Annotated in this window: 15 protein-coding genes; 6 read left to right on the top strand and 9 right to left on the bottom strand. The window is 49.1% G+C overall.

The features are described 5' to 3' along the window. Nucleotides 1–181 precede the first annotated feature (181 nt). Together ACNFVB_RS04650 and corA are read left to right on the top strand one after the other, a co-directional pair. Nucleotides 182–571, top strand: coding sequence for a DUF2237 family protein (locus tag ACNFVB_RS04650; RefSeq protein WP_430738238.1), 390 nt, complete (start codon nt 182–184; stop codon nt 569–571). Nucleotides 572–626: 55 nt separating this feature from the next. Continuing rightward, nucleotides 627–1,841, top strand: coding sequence for a magnesium/cobalt transporter CorA (gene corA, locus ACNFVB_RS04645; protein ID WP_430738237.1), 1,215 nt, complete (start codon nt 627–629; stop codon nt 1,839–1,841). A 65-nt stretch (nt 1,842–1,906) separates the two neighbouring features. Here corA and ACNFVB_RS04640 read toward each other — a convergent pair whose 3' ends face one another. Further along, entirely contained in the window at nt 1,907–2,425 is a 519-nt protein-coding gene (locus ACNFVB_RS04640; protein ID WP_105245016.1) for a phosphate-starvation-inducible protein PsiE, read from the bottom strand. A gap of 95 nt (nt 2,426–2,520) precedes the next feature. Further along, complete coding sequence (gene folD / locus ACNFVB_RS04635; RefSeq protein WP_430738236.1) at nt 2,521–3,399, bottom strand: bifunctional methylenetetrahydrofolate dehydrogenase/methenyltetrahydrofolate cyclohydrolase FolD; 879 nt, start codon at nt 3,397–3,399, stop codon at nt 2,521–2,523. A gap of 426 nt (nt 3,400–3,825) precedes the next feature. On the opposite strand from folD, the gene rluB reads away from it, so the two are divergent. Next, nucleotides 3,826–4,749 (top strand): 23S rRNA pseudouridine(2605) synthase RluB, encoded by a 924-nt coding sequence (gene rluB, locus ACNFVB_RS04630; RefSeq protein WP_430738235.1) that lies wholly within the window; start codon nt 3,826–3,828, stop codon nt 4,747–4,749. Between the two features lie 101 nt (nt 4,750–4,850). Here the strand turns inward: rluB and ACNFVB_RS04625 are convergent, their stop codons facing one another. The 3 genes from ACNFVB_RS04625 to ACNFVB_RS04615 all read right to left on the bottom strand — a co-directional run bounded on the left by ACNFVB_RS04625 (nt 4,851) and on the right by ACNFVB_RS04615 (nt 6,960). Beyond that, complete coding sequence (locus ACNFVB_RS04625; protein WP_430738234.1) at nt 4,851–5,405, bottom strand: hypothetical protein; 555 nt, start codon at nt 5,403–5,405, stop codon at nt 4,851–4,853. A 42-nt stretch (nt 5,406–5,447) separates the two neighbouring features. Continuing rightward, complete coding sequence (locus ACNFVB_RS04620; protein WP_430738233.1) at nt 5,448–6,119, bottom strand: hypothetical protein; 672 nt, start codon at nt 6,117–6,119, stop codon at nt 5,448–5,450. A gap of 100 nt (nt 6,120–6,219) precedes the next feature. Then, entirely contained in the window at nt 6,220–6,960 is a 741-nt protein-coding gene (locus tag ACNFVB_RS04615) for a hypothetical protein (protein WP_430738232.1), read from the bottom strand. A gap of 209 nt (nt 6,961–7,169) precedes the next feature. On the opposite strand from ACNFVB_RS04615, the gene ACNFVB_RS04610 reads away from it, so the two are divergent. Then, entirely contained in the window at nt 7,170–7,772 is a 603-nt protein-coding gene (locus ACNFVB_RS04610) for a LysE/ArgO family amino acid transporter (protein WP_430738231.1), read from the top strand. Nucleotides 7,773–7,880: 108 nt separating this feature from the next. Here the strand turns inward: ACNFVB_RS04610 and ACNFVB_RS04605 are convergent, their stop codons facing one another. The 4 genes from ACNFVB_RS04605 to ACNFVB_RS04590 all read right to left on the bottom strand — a co-directional run bounded on the left by ACNFVB_RS04605 (nt 7,881) and on the right by ACNFVB_RS04590 (nt 12,260). Further along, nucleotides 7,881–9,263: an NAD(P)-binding domain-containing protein gene (locus ACNFVB_RS04605; protein ID WP_105244984.1), complete on the bottom strand. Its 1,383-nt coding sequence runs from the start codon at nt 9,261–9,263 to the stop codon at nt 7,881–7,883. A gap of 123 nt (nt 9,264–9,386) precedes the next feature. Continuing rightward, nucleotides 9,387–10,028 carry a MarC family protein gene (locus ACNFVB_RS04600; RefSeq protein WP_201584963.1) on the bottom strand — a complete coding sequence of 214 codons (642 nt, stop codon included), beginning with the start codon at nt 10,026–10,028 and terminating at the stop codon, nt 9,387–9,389. 139 nt (nt 10,029–10,167) lie between these two features. Further along, nucleotides 10,168–11,046, bottom strand: a complete 879-nt coding sequence (gene nadC, locus ACNFVB_RS04595; protein ID WP_430738230.1) for a carboxylating nicotinate-nucleotide diphosphorylase — start codon at nt 11,044–11,046, stop codon at nt 10,168–10,170. 164 nt (nt 11,047–11,210) lie between these two features. Continuing rightward, nucleotides 11,211–12,260, bottom strand: coding sequence for an NUDIX hydrolase (locus tag ACNFVB_RS04590; protein WP_430738229.1), 1,050 nt, complete (start codon nt 12,258–12,260; stop codon nt 11,211–11,213). Between the two features lie 497 nt (nt 12,261–12,757). On the opposite strand from ACNFVB_RS04590, the gene nadA reads away from it, so the two are divergent. Continuing rightward, entirely contained in the window at nt 12,758–13,897 is a 1,140-nt protein-coding gene (nadA, locus tag ACNFVB_RS04585; protein WP_430738228.1) for a quinolinate synthase NadA, read from the top strand. A gap of 1 nt (nt 13,898) precedes the next feature. Next, nucleotides 13,899–15,845 carry an L-aspartate oxidase gene (gene nadB, locus ACNFVB_RS04580; protein ID WP_430738227.1) on the top strand — a complete coding sequence of 649 codons (1,947 nt, stop codon included), beginning with the start codon at nt 13,899–13,901 and terminating at the stop codon, nt 15,843–15,845. The last annotated feature ends 11 nt before the right edge of the window (nt 15,846–15,856 follow it).

Raw genomic sequence — 15,856 nt, 5'->3', positions numbered from 1 at the left:
ATCATGAGCATCAGTAGCTACGGCGACGGCTATCTGCTCGTATTGAACAAATAGCGTCCGTGAAATAGCCGCTATGCGCTTGCATTACTTGATAAAAACGTGCGCGAATTGCCTCAGCAAGAACAGCGCCATGCAGACAGACTCATGTTACACTAACACATATTTTTATCTCGGAAGCCTTATGTCATCTGATTACCACCCAAACCCAGCCATCAACCAAACCAACGTCTTAGGAACGGCGCTTGCTAGCTGCTGTTTTGACCCGATTACCGGCTATTATCGCAATGGTTTTTGTCATACTGGCAGTCATGATGTCGGCCAGCATACCGTCTGCGCCAAGATGACCAACGAGTTTTTGAATTTTTCTGCCAGTCGCGGCAATGACTTGATCACGCCTCTGCCTGAGTATGGTTTTGCTGGATTAAAACCTGGCGACTACTGGTGCATCTGTGCGCTGCGCTGGGTCGAGGCCTTGGACTTTGATATCGCCCCGCCGATCAAGCTCGAAGCCTGTCACGAAAGCCTGCTGAGCTTGGTCGATATTGAGACTTTAAAAAGCCACGCGCTTTAATGACGGCGCCGCGTTTTATTTGTGAGACATTTTTTACTTTATCACGGGAGGGGGTATGGACCACAATAACGATCAATTGCTCAAAAAAACCGCGCGTATTGAACCTAACTCCGACATCAACCGTCTTTATGCGGATATGAATGATGAGCATTTGTATCTCGATAATGATGATAGCTATATCTATGGCGATGCCGATGCCACCAGAGAAGATACCATCGAGACCATGACGGTCTATGACCCTGATTCTGAGCGCTATGAAGATATCGATCTATCCAGTGAAGATGAGGTCGTCAATTGCTACGCCTACTCTCGTAAGACCGGCGAAAACCTCGATAAAGTGGCGCTAAATGATGTCAGTCGGGCGCTGAGTAACAATGGCCAGTTTATTTGGCTGGGTTTGTATGACCCCAGCCTCCAGACCATGGTCAAAGTCAAAGAAGCCTTTGGTCTGCACGAACTTGCCATCGAGGATGCGTTTGCCGACCATCAGCGCGCCAAAGTCGAAAATTATGACAACGACATGGTATTTGTGGTCTTACGTACCGCCAAGCTTGAAGACAACGTCATTCGCTACGGCACCACTGCGATATTTATGGGCAAAAACTACTTAATCACCATTCGCAATGGTCCATCCAACTCCTACGCACCTGTCCGCGAGCACTGTCACCGCCGCCCAGAAAAGCTCAGAATGGGGCCGATATTTGTCTTGCACGCTATTCTCGATTTTATTGTGGATAACTATATGCCGATTACCGATCGTTTGGGGCGTTATCTGCGTGAGCAAGAGCGTTACGTATTTACCTATGAGTTTAATAAAGGCACGCTCAAAAACCTCTACGAGCTCAAGTCACAGCTGGTACACATGCGGGCGATTATCTTACCGGTGCAAGACATCTGTAGTTTTTTTATCAATCACAAAAAAAGCGAGCTGGTCTCTGGGTTTTCGCAAGCAGCCAAGCCCTATTTTCGTGACGTCAATGACCACTTGCTGCACTCGTTAGACGCTATCAACGGCCTCAATGAGATGCTAAGCGTGGTAATGAACACCTATATGGCCATGGTCAATATGGGACAAAACGAGGTGGTACGTAAGCTCGCCGCTTGGGCAGGTATTTTAGCGGTACCAACGGCCATCGCTGGTATTTATGGTATGAACTTTGACTTTATGCCTGAGCTGCATTGGAAATACGCTTACTTCGTTATTATGATTATCATCATCGCGTTGTGTAGCTTCTTGTATTACAACTTTAAGAAACTCAAATGGTTGTGATAACTCATTCATACATAAAAAAGGGCTACCAATGGTAGCCCTTTTTTTGTGCTGATTGTGCCTCATTACTCACGGCGGTGCTTGGTATGGCTGTCTGGTGCTTGCGCATTATCAGGCAGCATGGCATTGACTGTCAAATTTGCATACTGTCTATCAAGATTGTCCTCTGGACGACCAAAGGTTTTTGCCGTCCAAGTCAATATGACAATAGCACCACTCAATAGCATGATTGCCACAGAGATCGTTGCCAATAGCCATAGATGAAAATAATCTGACACTGCCTGCACATCAACGACCAGATGTCGCGACAATGCGGTGATGGCGATAAATATCAAAAACTGTACGGGCAGTCGATGGGTTTTAAAATAAATCCCTATCATAGCGAGTAGCTCAAGATAAATGAACAGCATCAAAATATCTTTTAGATCCGCTGAGCCTTTTTGGACAATATAAATGAACTCTTTACCTGCCGTCCAGACCACCACCACACTGATTAAAAATAAAATAACGTAATGACAGACATCGACAAACTCTCTACCAATACCTTGTAGTCGCTCATGAATACCTACGTCTTTTTTAGCCATTTTTAAATCCTATCAACGAAGAGATGGTTGATTTGCCTGACTCTATCAATCAGGCCCCTTTATCTATCGGCAATCAGCACTCACATGGCTATTTTTTAGCTAATATCCAAGCCTGCTGATTTTTCAGCGGCTTCTACCGTCTGGCGAATGAGAGTATTAATCGTCATCGGGCCGACACCGCCTGGTACTGGTGTATAAGCACTGGCAATGTTTTCCATGCCTTGCATTTCGATATCACCCACACCGCCATTGTCGGTGGGATGAAAACCTGCATCGACTACCACAGCCCCTTTTTTGATCCACTCAGCTTTAATCAACTCAGGCACACCTACAGCACCAACCACGATATCAGCACGCTTGATATGAGCGGCCAAATCTTGTGTTTTTGAGTGACACATCGTCACCGTGCAGTTGGCATTCAATAGCATCATTGCCATCGGTTTACCCAAAATGGCGCTACGCCCGACTACGACCGCCTCTTTACCCGAAAGCTCAATATTGTAATGCTCTAATAGGTGCATAATGCCCTGCGGCGTGCAAGAGCCATACGCAGACTGCTGCATCGCCATACGACCAAAGCCAAGACACGTCACGCCATCGACGTCTTTTGCCAAGTCAATTTGCTCAAAGCATGCACGCTCATCGATATGCGCAGGGACAGGGTGCTGTAGCAAGATACCATGGACATCAGGGTCGTTATTGAGCTCATCAATCTTTGCCATCAGCTCTTTGGTAATCGTAGCACTTGGCATCTCGACCCGAATAGAGTCCATGCCGACACGCTTACAGGCATTGCCTTTCATACGTACATAGGTCGCAGAGGCAGGGTCATCACCGACCAATATCGTCGCTAGACTTGGGGTGCGTCCCGTCTTAGCTTTGATAGCGTCTACACGCGCACTCAGTTGCTGTTCGATTTGTTTGGCAAGGGCTTTACCATCTAATAAGGTGGCAGACGCTTGGGCAGTAGACATAGTAACTCCAATAGAGGGTACGATATAAAAAAATAAAGACAGCGCGCGCAAGTACTTTGCATGCCTGTCTTTTGCTTCGTCAACCTTTGACTAGTCATAATATTGTACCTGTGTACGCGGCAAAATCCTAGCGCAAGATAAAGCCAAAATATTGATACGCTTTTTAATAAGTGACTGGCAAGAGAAAAGGTATTTGTAGATAGCTCTCTTGCCGTCTTTTAAAAAACAACATGGCTGTCGTTACCCTTTTTAGAACGCTCTTTCTTAAAATAGATAACCCAAACGCGAATTTTCTAATAAATATTGGTTTGAGTCATCATCGACAGTAAGCAGTTGTTTACGTGCTAATTTTGTTAAAATAGCGTAGAATAGGCACTGCATTTTTTACATTGAGAAATGTAAACCCACCGACTCAAGGACATGATTATGAAAGATGAGAAATTACAAAAAGCTCTCGCCCGTATGGGGCTGGGTTCACGCCGTCAGATGGAAGAAGTCATCAGATCAGGCCGCGTGTCTGTCAATAATGCGCCTGCAACCATTGGTGATCGCGTGCAGCAAGGCGATGAGATACGGGTAGATGGTCGTCAGATCAAATACAACGCCGAAAACGAAAAGCGCCGCCGCGTCTTGGCATACTACAAGCCTGAAGGGGAAGTGTGTTCGGCAAAAGACCCTGAAGGTCGCCCGACTGTGTTTGAGCGCCTACCAAAGCTGACCCACGATCGCTGGGTGATGGTTGGCCGTTTGGACATCAACTCAACCGGACTGTTATTGTTTACCAACGATGGCGAGATGGCCCATCGCTTGATGCACCCCTCAAGTGAAGTCACGCGTGAATATGCGGTACGTGTCTTGGGTGAGGTCACCCCTGATATCGCTCGCAACTTGACCGCTGGTGTCATGCTAGAGGACGGCATGGCGCAGTTTGACGACATTAAAGAAGGCGGCGGTGAAGGCGTCAACAAGTGGTATCACGTCAAACTAAAAGAAGGCCGCAACCGCGAAGTGCGCCGTTTGTTTGAGTCGCAAGGCCTCAAGGTCAGCCGCCTATTGCGCACCCGCTATGGTACGATATCACTGCCCAAAGAGCTGCGTACAGGCCGCTTCTTGGAGCTGGACAAAAAAGAGATCAACACCCTAACCGACTTAGTCAGCTTGCGCCCGCGTTATGGTACAGGTCTGCACGGCGCGGCCAAAGAAAAGCAAGAACGTATCAAAAACAAACCGCTCAAAGCGCGCCGTGCCGATAGTCGTAGCGATAAGTCGCACAGTAGCAAACCGAAAAGCAGCGGCAGCCCTGCTAGTCGCGGCACTCGGCACACTCGTGGCCACGGCGATAAGCGTTAGTCTCATTGAGGTTTCATACACCTAGATCATAAAAAAGCTGCCTGTGATATCTCTCACAGGCAGCTTTTTTTGCGCCACTTGCTGTAGTTTTGCCCTACCCTTTAACGATCGTGGCTCTCGACATAGTTTTTCATCACGCGTAACGCTTGTAGATGCTGCGTCTGCGCTTGGTCCAATAACGCATCTAGACGCTGCTCGATATGGTCTAATACCTGCTGCAACAGCTCACTGGCTTCTGCTTTTTTTTCTGTTTGTGATAGGTCGGCGCTATCGATACTGACCAGATAATCATAACTGGCTAGTGTGTCAGGCAAGCGCGTGTACAGCAGCTTTTCTAACACAAACTGCGACTCGGTCACCGTCGGCGTCTTATCATCAGCCTGTTGTGTTTTTTGATAAGACTGATAGCGACTCACCTTATCGTCGATACGCTGCAGCTGGCGCAGCTGATCGTTTGGTAAGCGCTGTAGATGTTTTTTGTGTAAACGCAGATGCCGCCATGTGACCGCAGACAATGACAAAGGCGCTTGATCATCTTGATATGTAAGCACGCCTGGGGTGATGCCGACGGCTCTATGCAGCGCTTGCCAGCCTTTTTTACCCAAATAAATGGTCGTGATGGTCGTCACGATACCGACACCAATGAGCACACTCATATATCTTACTCTTTTACCGTTATTGCGCTTAGCTTTTAATCTTTACCGTTTGATATCATCAGCGCGCGCCTTTTTGGCCGCAGCACCAGCTGGGGTTTCAAGCGTTTGAATACCTGCCTCATCGTCAGCACCGTCATCGAGGTTTTGTCCTTCATGACTAACAGCAGGCGTTTTAAAGCGTTTTTGTAGATAGCGACTGGTCGCGAGTAGCTTTTGCCCGTCTTGATGATAGGAGGCATTGAGCAAATCATCAAACTGCGCGTCAATGGTGGTGAGCACCTCAAGCAGCGCTTCTTTGCCTGTCACATTGGAGTTCTTGATTTTGGTGGTATCAGCGCGCGCACTATCGCCCATATCTAAGTCATGCAAGCGCCGATAGTCCGCCACCGCCAGCGGCACGTGTCTGTCCATGAGATTTTGAATCATGATATAGGTCTCATTGACAGTGTCTTTGTCATCAATCTTACCGTCATTATTGGTATCACCATAAATGACGCGCAGCTTTTCGCCTTTTTCGTTGATCTGCGCCAGCATCTTCTTGATATCAGCCGGTAGGCTTTTTTCGGGGATATAGCCCAGCTGCGGCATCGCCTTATACTCCAGCATTTTGGGCGCGGTCATTTTTTTGATACCACGATATCCCAAGTACAACCCAGCCGCTGGTAGCACACCATAAAATACAAACATGATAAACATCGCAGTCATTTGGGTCATTGGCTGATCCTTATTTTATGGCAGTTTTTTTGGCAAAATGATTGGCAAGCACCGCGGTATCAATGAGAGCAGGTTCGCAGTCACAACCGCCGCCCTTAGCTTAGCTTTGCGTGCGGCTTTTGACATAGCGATGCGTGGAAGCAAGGCGGCTCATCACTGTGTTGTGCAATTCATCGAGCAGCTCATCAAGCTCGTAGTCAATCTCTAAAAACAAATCCGTCAGCATATCACCTGCGCTCATCTTACCTTGTGCTGTATGGTTTCTGGTACGGTGCGGGCTAAATCGTTGCAGCTGCTCATAATGATGCAGCGCCTCGGGGATACTCTCAGAAACCAGCTTGTCGATGACGAACTGCCGCTCGTTATGCTGTTGCTGCTGCTCATCGTTGAGCTCTTGACTCCACTCACGGTAGCGCTTTAGCTTACCATTTATTCTATCGAGTATTGCCACCGCCTCGATAGGCATGGCGTTTAAGGTGGCTTCATCGACCACATCTACAAGCTCAGTCATAATCGGACAGCGTCCATGTTTGAGATACCATAAGGTATCAGGGTCAAAAGGGGGTCTGTTGTCTGGGCGCATTTGTGCGTGATTGGCCAGATAGCGGTCGGTGAGCGGTGTGGCCGAACGCGCATCACTCACTTGCGCCAATGCCGCACAGATACGGTCGGCACGCTCAGGGGGCGTCAGCGTAGTACGCGGGTTTTTAATATTGTCGTCATCTGCTTGCTCGCCGCCTTTGCTCTTTGTTTGGCCATCATAGTGGCTCGCTGTCTTTTGCGCCTGTAAGGCCGCTTGCGCTGGCAGATCGTCTTGGGCTTGCCCAAATGATTGTAGCATTCTTGTCAAACTTACCACCATGACCGATCTTACCTCTCTGTTATACACGCCTCTTGTTACACACCCATTTTACAGTAAGGGGCTTTGCTTTATTGCATCTGTGCAATCAATAGCGTATCTTAACAGCTTTTTGTGATGCTGCCAGTACGCAAAATGTCAGCGCCGCTGGCACTATCCGCCCCGCTCCACCACCGATTAAGCACTTAATTATGCATGCCTCTGACTTTCTTTCTGGCTTCTTGCTTGGGCTATCGCTCATCATTGCGATAGGCTCGCAAAACGCCTTTGTACTCAAACAAGGGCTAAAGCGCGAGCACATCTTTTTTGTCTGTTTGTTTTGTGCCCTTAGCGATGCCATCTTGATATCAGCAGGCGTCGGCGGCTTTGGCGCCGTGACAGCACGCTATCCGCACATCGTCGATGTCGCAAAATTCGCCGGTGTGGTGTTTTTGCTCGGTTATGGCTTACAAAGCCTATATGCCAGTGTGCGCCTATCACAGGCACTGACCGTCGAGGGTCAAGTGGTCAGCAGCCTAAAAAAAGCGCTGCTCCTGTGCTTTGGCTTTACATGGCTCAACCCGCACGTCTATTTAGATACATTGGTGCTCGTCGGCATGGTTTCAACAGGCGCTAGTAGCAAAGTGGTGTTTGCCGCTGGTGCCGTCAGTGCGTCTTTCTTTTTCTTTTTTGCGCTGGGCTATGGTGCGCGCTTACTCAAGCCGCTGTTTGCCAAACCAAAAGCTTGGAATGTTTTGGACGCTCTCGTCGGTATCTTGATGCTCTATCTGGCATGGCATTTGTATCAAAGCTAATCATCAAATCTAGTCACCAAAGATGCATGGCTCATCCTAAATAAAAAAAACCAAACCCTCACTTGAAGGTTTGGTTTTTTACAATAAACACTTATAGATAAAAACTGCTTATGAGGCTTTTTTATGCTTTTTGGGCTGGACAAATGCCAAGTTTAAAAAGTGCTCAAGCGAGTCATCTAATACATCCAGCCACGGCTCTGGCAACTCAGGCGCTAGCGTGCCCGTCAGCGTCGAGCGGTAGGCCTTTTCTCTAAAGGTCATGATGTTCTCTGCTTTGTCCTTTTGCCACTGCTTTAGAATATCGCCTTGTTTTTCGACCGCAAACTCAGGATAATCCGTCGCATCGGTCAAGTCGCGAATGTAAGCAGCTTGAAAGTCGATGGAGTCGTCGACCGTGACGCATTTGGCATAGGTTTCCAGCCATTTTTGCTCGTCAGCCTCACGCGTTGCCAAATCCGGCAGCGCCATCTCACCCATGATGACATCACGCGCATACCACGCTTGGGCGTCAAACATATTAAAGGTAAAGTACTGATCTTGCATGCCTAAATAGATAAGCTTGGGATTGGGCTGCCAAAAAATACCTTTGTAAAGGTTGGCAGGGTACAAGCAGTTATGCGTTTGCAAACGCAGCTCATCCGGCAAGAACGGGAAATGGAACAAGTAGCCGGTACACATAATGATGGCGTCAAAGCTCTGACTGGTGCCATCAGCAAAATGCGCCACATCTCCTTCAAAATGCGTCACCAGCGGCACTTCTTTGATGCCCTCAGGCCACTCATAGCCAAGTGGCTGGCTGCGATAACTGATGGTTACTGATTTGGTGCCATACTTATAGCACTGCGTACCGATGTCTTCGGCGGAGTAACTGCTACCGACAAGTAATATATCTTCGTTTTTAAACTCTAGGGCATCACGGAAGTCGTGAGCATGCAAGATACGGCCAGGGAAGGCTTCGAGACCTTCAAAGTACGGCATGTTTGGCGTCGAAAAGTGCCCTGTCGCAACCACAACATAGTCAAACTCTTCGACTTCTTGCTCGTCGGTTTTATGGTTCATCACCGTGACGGTGAATTTTTGCGTATCATCATCGAAAGCTACCCAGCGTACTGGGCATTCAAAGCGAATATATTTTTGAATGTCTTGTTTGTCGATACGGCCCATGATGTAGTCTTTTAGGACTTCACGCGGAGGGTATGAAGGGATAGGCTCACCAAAGTGCTCATCAAACGAGTAGTCTGCAAACTCCAAGCATTCTTTTGGGCCATTTGACCATAGATAGCGGTACATACTGCCGTGGACGGGCTCACCATTTCTGTCTAGACCTGTGCGCCAGCTATAGTTCCACATACCACCAATGGCGTTTTGTTTCTCATAACAAACTATCTCAGGTAAGTCTTTTACACCTGCCAAGCGCGCTGCTTCAAAGGCACGCAACTGCGCCAAACCACTTGGACCTGCTCCTAAAATAGCAATTCTTTTCTTACTCAAGATTAACTCCTGTCAAAAATAGTGAATCACTACTATAACATATTTTCATTAATGGAGTTTTTTGCCAGCGTCTTTGGTGATTAGTCACACAAGCGCACATGCTTTTAAGCGTCAGACAAGCGGTTATACTAAGGCAGGAAACAAAGTACGCAAACCATTGACGATGATTTCGATAGACACTGCAGCCAAGAGCATGCCCATGATGCGGCTCATGATGTTTAGTCCAGTATCGCCCAGCAGCCGGCTGATACGACCTGCCGCCATTAAGGCCAAATAGCAAAACAAGCTGATAAACAATCCAGCGATAAGAATGGCTGAGACTTGCAAAATCCCAGAGACTTGCGAAGAGTAAATGATGACGGTGGAGATACCGCCAGGACCGATCATCATCGGAATAGCGAGCGGCACAACAGCAGAGGCGGTACTTGGCGCGGCGTATTTGTCATACTCGACATCGAAGTTTTCTTGATCGGGTTTGACGGGGTTACCTTCCCCGTTCATCATGTTGAGCGCAATCAAAAACACCAAGATACCGCCCGCCAACTGAAACGAGCCGATAGAAATACCCAGCAGCTTAAGCAAGGTCTCCCCTGCCACAGTAAAAAAGCTGATGGTAATAAAAATGGTCAAGCAAGCAATACGCGCCACTTTGCGCCGATTATTCATCGAATAACCGCGGGTCAAATCCAAAAACAACGTCAATGCGCTAAATGGATTGATCAGCACCAAAAAGGCTAAGATTATCTTGATTATTTCAGTGTTCACTCAGTCTCGCTTATCTGTTGCAGCAATGATGCTAAAGTCAGGTCATCACGGCACACAGCGATGACCTGTTAGGCGGCTAACCACCGCATAAGCGCCATTGTAACATAGGCAGATAAGCCAATAAAATCATTAACTTTGCTTAATTTCCCGTATTAGCACTGACCATAAAATCGAGACCGATATCGAGCGCGGTAGTACTGTGCGTCAGATAACCCATGGCAATGAAATCCACCCCTGTTTGGGCGACCGCTTGCACCGTCTCAGGGGTAATACCTCCTGAGGCTTCTGTCTTGGCGCGGCCTTGGCACATAGCCACCGCTTGCGCCAAAACATCAGGCGTCATATTGTCCAGTAATACCAAACTTGCACCGGCATCGAGTGCCTGCGCTAACTGCGCTAAGGTGTCGACTTCTACCTCAATTGGAATCAGATGACCGGCAAAGTCTTGCGCTTGCTTGATGGCAGTTGCGATATCGCCTGCAATCGCAATATGATTGTCTTTGATCAAAATCGCATCGTCCAGCCCCAAGCGATGGTTGCGCCCGCCGCCGCAGCGTACAGCGTATTTTTGTAATGTCCGTAGGCCAGGAATGGTCTTACGCGTACAGGTGATTTGCGCAGGATATGCAGCCACACTATCGACGATCTGCCGTGTCGCGGTCGCGATACCGCTCAGATGCGTCATAAAGTTGAGCGCGGTACGCTCAGCAGTGAGCAAATGACGCGCATTACCGCGCACGGTCGCCAGCACTGTCCCCGCCTCAACCCTCTCACCATCTGCGATCTGAGCGTCAAAACCAATCTGCGTATCGACCATATCAAAGGCCAATCGCGCCAAATCCATACCGCAGATAACGCCAGCCTGGCGCGCTTTGATCTGTAGCTGCGCTTGCATATCGGCTGGGATGGTTGCTTGTGAGGTGACATCGCCGCGCCTGCCTAGATCCTCTGTGAGAGCGGCCTCTACTAGAGGGCGTAGCAACACCTCATTTAATGCTGGTTCTTGTTTGCCTGTCATCGGTTATCCTTATCGTTGCGCATTTGCTTGATAAATGTGCCATCGCCAGTGATAGCACCACAAATAGCAATCATATCACTGGCATCACGGTCATTTATTAGACTCAAAATGAGCATAAATATAGCGTAAAGCACCCCGCCCTGCAATAAAATAATGTCATTTGATTATTTGCGTTTGGGCAGCTTGCTATCCATGAGCAGGCTTTGTAACTCGATATCGTGCCGAAAACGATACAGCTTGGCGGGCCGGCCACGCTGAGCACTACTGCTCTCTCCTGTTTCCATCACTAGGTTTTGTGCCTCCAGCAGGCGGCGAAAGTTTTGCTTATGCAGGCGCACACCTGATAACGCCTCTACGCTCTGCTGTAACTGCGATAAAGTAAACACCTCGGGCATCAGACCAAAAATCAGCGGCCGATACTCTATTTTGGCTCGTAATCGAGAGATGGCGGTGGCAATCACGCGGCGATGATCGTAATACATCGGCTCGCCTATCAGCTGCGACCAGTTTTTGGGCAGCTCGGTGGACACATTGGCTAAGTAGCTTGGCGGATAGCTTGGCGCTTCAGGTATCAACCCTGCTTCATAAAGCATCTCATAGCGCAGCAGTACATGCTCGGCGACCCATTCTTTATTTTCTGGCAGCTGCTCCCGGCTGGCTGCGCTGGCACCCAAGCTTGGCAGCTGTGGGCTTATCACATGCGCTTCACCGACGCCCCAACACAGCTCAATACGCTGACGTCGCCGCTGCTGGGTGATAGCGTCATCTGCCTCCTTTGCCCATGCCAATAACGCTGGCACGATAAACGAGGTAATGATAGTTGGCGCGCCATCTAAGTGGTTTTCCCACGGGAAGTAATCATACCAATCTCGCCATAGCGCTTGGCTTGGCAGCTTTGGCGTCTGCGTCTCTTGCACTAGCCCTAGATAGCTGACATATACTAAAGCATGACCATCAACGTTGCGTCTATTGGTATCGACAAAGGTATAAAGCTGCTCTAAATACCCAAGTGGCTGCTGCGTCTGCTCCTCCACCCACTGGCGCACCCCTGCTTGCAACGAGCGATGCAGCGGCATCAGTGGCCCATTGGGCAATAGCTTACCTTGATCGACCGTTAGGACACGGGCGGTATGCTCGGTAATCGCAATGAGTACGGCAACCACCTCGGTGGTACCACTGCCTTGCTGATGCGCATGTGAATAAGACAACGTCATAAGTGTATTTATCATCCTCGGTAGAAAATCAAACGTAGTACACAAACAAGCTGAGTACAAAAACAAACTCAGTATACAATCAAAACAGCCGTGCTACAGCAGTCGTTAGCACCGTTTACCTACAAACAGTAACACTTCCTAGTATAGCTCGAATCTAAGACGATCACAGTCTGTCGCTGTAACATCAACCAAGCCGCACGCCTTAATATGGTTAATGTACTTTAAAACAGGTACAGCGCTACTGGTATTCATTTTCCTTGCGTGCTGTGTCTACGCCGACAGAGGCTGCGCAAAATAAATATCAGTAGCACGTGAACATAATATCTAGCATGTCAGTTTTATTTAGGATTGACTATAGGTAGAAAAATAATAAAAAACCCTTGTTTTTATGCTCAAAATGAGCATAATTAAAACAATTTATGATTTTGCTTTAGCGAGTCATTCCAATATTACGACATATGATGTGTCACTATCGCACCAAAGGAGAGGTTGCAGCTATGAAAACTTATCCGTACGACGCCCCTATCATGAGTACCGACCAGCGCATCGCCACTCAGATGACCATCGAATACGCCAGAGCAAAGATACCTACCGAGCTGCCACGCTCTGAGCGGCTGGCAGTTGAAGAAAACATCAAGCACTTGCTAAAAGCGCATAACGCTGTGCTCGTCGCTCATTATTATGTCGATCCTTTTATTCAGGATTTGGCATTGGCGACTGGCGGCTGTGTCGGTGACTCGCTTGAGATGGCGCGCTTTGGACAAGCCCATGAGGCACAGACATTGGTGGTGGCTGGCGTGCGCTTTATGGGCGAGTCAGCAAAAATCCTAAGTATGGAAAAGACTGTCCTAATGCCAGACTTGGAGGCTGAATGCTCGCTTGATTTGGGCTGTCCTGCAGATGAGTTTGCCGCATTTTGCGACGCCCATCCTGAGCGTACCGTGGTGGTTTATGCCAATACCAGCGCCGCGGTCAAAGCGCGTGCCGACTGGGTGGTGACCTCCTCTGTCGGTATCGATATCGTCCGTCATTTACATGCTCAGGGTGAGCCTATCATTTGGGGGCCTGACCGTCATTTGGGCAAATATATCGCTCGTGAGACTGGCGCAGACATGCTGCTCTGGCAAGGATCTTGTCTGGTGCACAATGAGTTTAAGGCGACCGAGCTGCTGCAATTAAAAGAGGAGCACCCTGACGCCAAAGTGCTGGTACATCCAGAGTCGCCTGATAGCGTGGTCGCACTCGCTGATATCGTCGGCTCGACCAGTAAGCTGCTCAGCTCGACCTATGAGATGGATGCCGAGACCTTTATCGTAGCGACCGATTTGGGTATCTTGCACGAGATGCAAAAACGCTCGCCACACAAGCGTTTTTTGGCCGCACCGACCGCTGGCGAAAGCGCCAGCTGTAAGAGCTGCGCGTTTTGCCCGTGGATGGCGATGAATGGCCTAACAGGCATCGAGCAGTGTCTGACGCAGCGAAGCGGTGAAGTCATGTTGACGCCTGAGCTGGCAGCCGCCGCCAAAAAACCTTTACAACGTATGCTGGATTTTGCCAAAGCGCAAAAGCGGCGTGTCACTGCAAGCGGTGATATCACCCAAGACCGCGCGCTCTTTGCCAATGTGGGAGCTGCCTAATATGAGTAAGGCGCATACAGCCGCTAATACAAGCACCCTTGCTGATGATACCCATGGCGTCAGACACACAGATGTGTTGATCATTGGAGCAGGTCTTGCTGGATTGAGCACGGCGCTGGCCTTACCGCAAACACTCCACGTGACGATACTAAGTAAAGCGGCGCTGGACGTTTGCTCCAGTCATTATGCCCAAGGCGGTATCGCGGCAAGTTTGGATGCCAAAGACTGCACCGCTGATCATATCGCTGATACGCTCATCGCAGGCGCAGGGCTGTGCGAGGCAAAAAACACCACAGAGATCCTAAGCTCAGGCGAGCAAGCGGTGCAATGGCTGTGCGAGCAAGGCGTGCCCTTTACTCGCCTACCAAAACAACACGCGCCAGCAGAAAAAATAGCGACATTAGACAATTTTCAATACCCCCATGAGGAAGACCTTGAGACAGCCGCCTTACAAACCAGCGACTTACACTTGACCAAAGAAGGCGGTCATGGCTGCCGGCGCGTCGCTCATGCTGATGATGCCACTGGCCGACATATTATGGAAGCCTTAGTTAAAAAAGCGCAAGCGGCGTCTAATATCACCATCCTGCCCTATCATGAAGCGTTTCATCTGCTAAAAAATACTGACAATCATTGCCAAGGTGCACTTGTTTTTGATCACGTTCATCAACGACAGCTAACTTTGCATAGTCGCGCGGTGGTGCTGGCCAGTGGCGGTCTAGGGCAGTTGTTTAAACGCGCCAGCGCGCCCAATGTCTGTGTCGGCGATGGCGTCATGATGGCTTGGCAAGCAGGCTGCCGCTTGGCAAATCTGGAGTTTATCCAGTTTCATCCGACAGGTTTGGCGCTTGGTGACAGTAGTTTTTTAATCTCTGAAGCCCTACGCGGTGAAGGCGGACGGCTGTACTGCCCGCAGACAGGTAAACGCTTTATGCTAGAGGTTGATACACGCGCAGAGCTGGCACCAAGAGACATCGTCGCTCGTGCTATCGCCGAGCAAATTAGCATCAATGGACTTGGCTACGTTCATCTCGATGTCAGTCACTTACCAGCGGCATTTCTCCGAGCACACTTTCCGCAGATTTATCAGACACTATTAGACCTTGGCATCGACATCACCACTGACCCGATCCCAGTAGCCCCCACCGCGCATTATAGCTGCGGCGGCGTGGTCACTTCTGCTAATGGCTTGACCGATATGATAGGGCTTTATGCGGCAGGAGAGGTTGCTTATACAGGCTTGCACGGCGCTAATCGCTTGGCCAGTAACTCGCTGCTGGAGTGCGTGGTGGTCGGGCGCCATATCGCCGCCGATATCCCGCGCTATCTACACGCAACTAAAAAACCAGACGCCACGTCCATTTATATTGACTCAGAGCAATCCATCTATGATATCTGGACCCCGCCGATGCTGGCAGACTATCAGCGTATTACCTTGCCATCGCCCATTGAGTACCAACGCCATACTAATGACCATCACAACGTCGGCACTAATACAAATACTGAGATTGCTGGCATAACCACCCAATTAAAAGCGTTAATGACCTCGCATCTGGGCATCAGTCGTAGCGCCGAGCAGCTTGAGCAAGCGCTGGGGCAAATCTGCCAGTGGCAACAGCAGCTCGGTGGTAGAAGCTTTGATCATATAGATACTGAAAGCCAAGACCACGTCATCTCTTACCATACGCTGCCCTACGTTCAATTAACTAGGCAGTTGCAGTTAGCGGCTTTGATTATGCAGTCGGCTTATCAGCGTCATGAGAGTCGCGGCGGTCATTATAGACAAGACTATCCAAACTTAGCGAGCAAACCTTTGACCAGTGTCATTGAGCCGCCCTCGCTGACCGCATTTGCTACTATTGACGATATAGATATGACAGCCCATATAACAACAGCGGATGTGCAAAAAATAACTGTACCACCTTTAGCCATGCGGGAGTCCGGTTAATATCAGCTAAT

It is taken from the genome of Psychrobacter sp. VH5 (genome assembly GCF_050572635.1).
In the GTDB taxonomy this organism is placed as follows: Bacteria; Pseudomonadota; Gammaproteobacteria; order Pseudomonadales; family Moraxellaceae; genus Psychrobacter; species Psychrobacter celer.
Note: the sequence above shows the minus strand (reverse complement) of the source record. Positions and strands in the feature narration are given on the sequence as shown.

What these genes read in the sequence shown, in the direction of transcription:
- ACNFVB_RS04650 (WP_430738238.1), top strand. Translation starts at nt 182, where the DNA reads ATGTCATCTGATTACCACCCAAACCCAGCCATCAACCAAACCAACGTC.
- corA (WP_430738237.1), top strand. Translation starts at nt 627, where the DNA reads ATGGACCACAATAACGATCAATTGCTCAAAAAAACCGCGCGTATTGAA.
- ACNFVB_RS04640 (WP_105245016.1), bottom strand. Translation starts at nt 2,425, where the DNA reads ATGGCTAAAAAAGACGTAGGTATTCATGAGCGACTACAAGGTATTGGT.
- folD (WP_430738236.1), bottom strand. Translation starts at nt 3,399, where the DNA reads ATGTCTACTGCCCAAGCGTCTGCCACCTTATTAGATGGTAAAGCCCTT.
- rluB (WP_430738235.1), top strand. Translation starts at nt 3,826, where the DNA reads ATGAAAGATGAGAAATTACAAAAAGCTCTCGCCCGTATGGGGCTGGGT.
- ACNFVB_RS04625 (WP_430738234.1), bottom strand. Translation starts at nt 5,405, where the DNA reads ATGAGTGTGCTCATTGGTGTCGGTATCGTGACGACCATCACGACCATT.
- ACNFVB_RS04620 (WP_430738233.1), bottom strand. Translation starts at nt 6,119, where the DNA reads ATGACCCAAATGACTGCGATGTTTATCATGTTTGTATTTTATGGTGTG.
- ACNFVB_RS04615 (WP_430738232.1), bottom strand. Translation starts at nt 6,960, where the DNA reads ATGCTACAATCATTTGGGCAAGCCCAAGACGATCTGCCAGCGCAAGCG.
- ACNFVB_RS04610 (WP_430738231.1), top strand. Translation starts at nt 7,170, where the DNA reads ATGCATGCCTCTGACTTTCTTTCTGGCTTCTTGCTTGGGCTATCGCTC.
- nadC (WP_430738230.1), bottom strand. Translation starts at nt 11,046, where the DNA reads ATGACAGGCAAACAAGAACCAGCATTAAATGAGGTGTTGCTACGCCCT.
- ACNFVB_RS04590 (WP_430738229.1), bottom strand. Translation starts at nt 12,260, where the DNA reads ATGACGTTGTCTTATTCACATGCGCATCAGCAAGGCAGTGGTACCACC.
- nadA (WP_430738228.1), top strand. Translation starts at nt 12,758, where the DNA reads ATGAAAACTTATCCGTACGACGCCCCTATCATGAGTACCGACCAGCGC.
- nadB (WP_430738227.1), top strand. Translation starts at nt 13,899, where the DNA reads ATGAGTAAGGCGCATACAGCCGCTAATACAAGCACCCTTGCTGATGAT.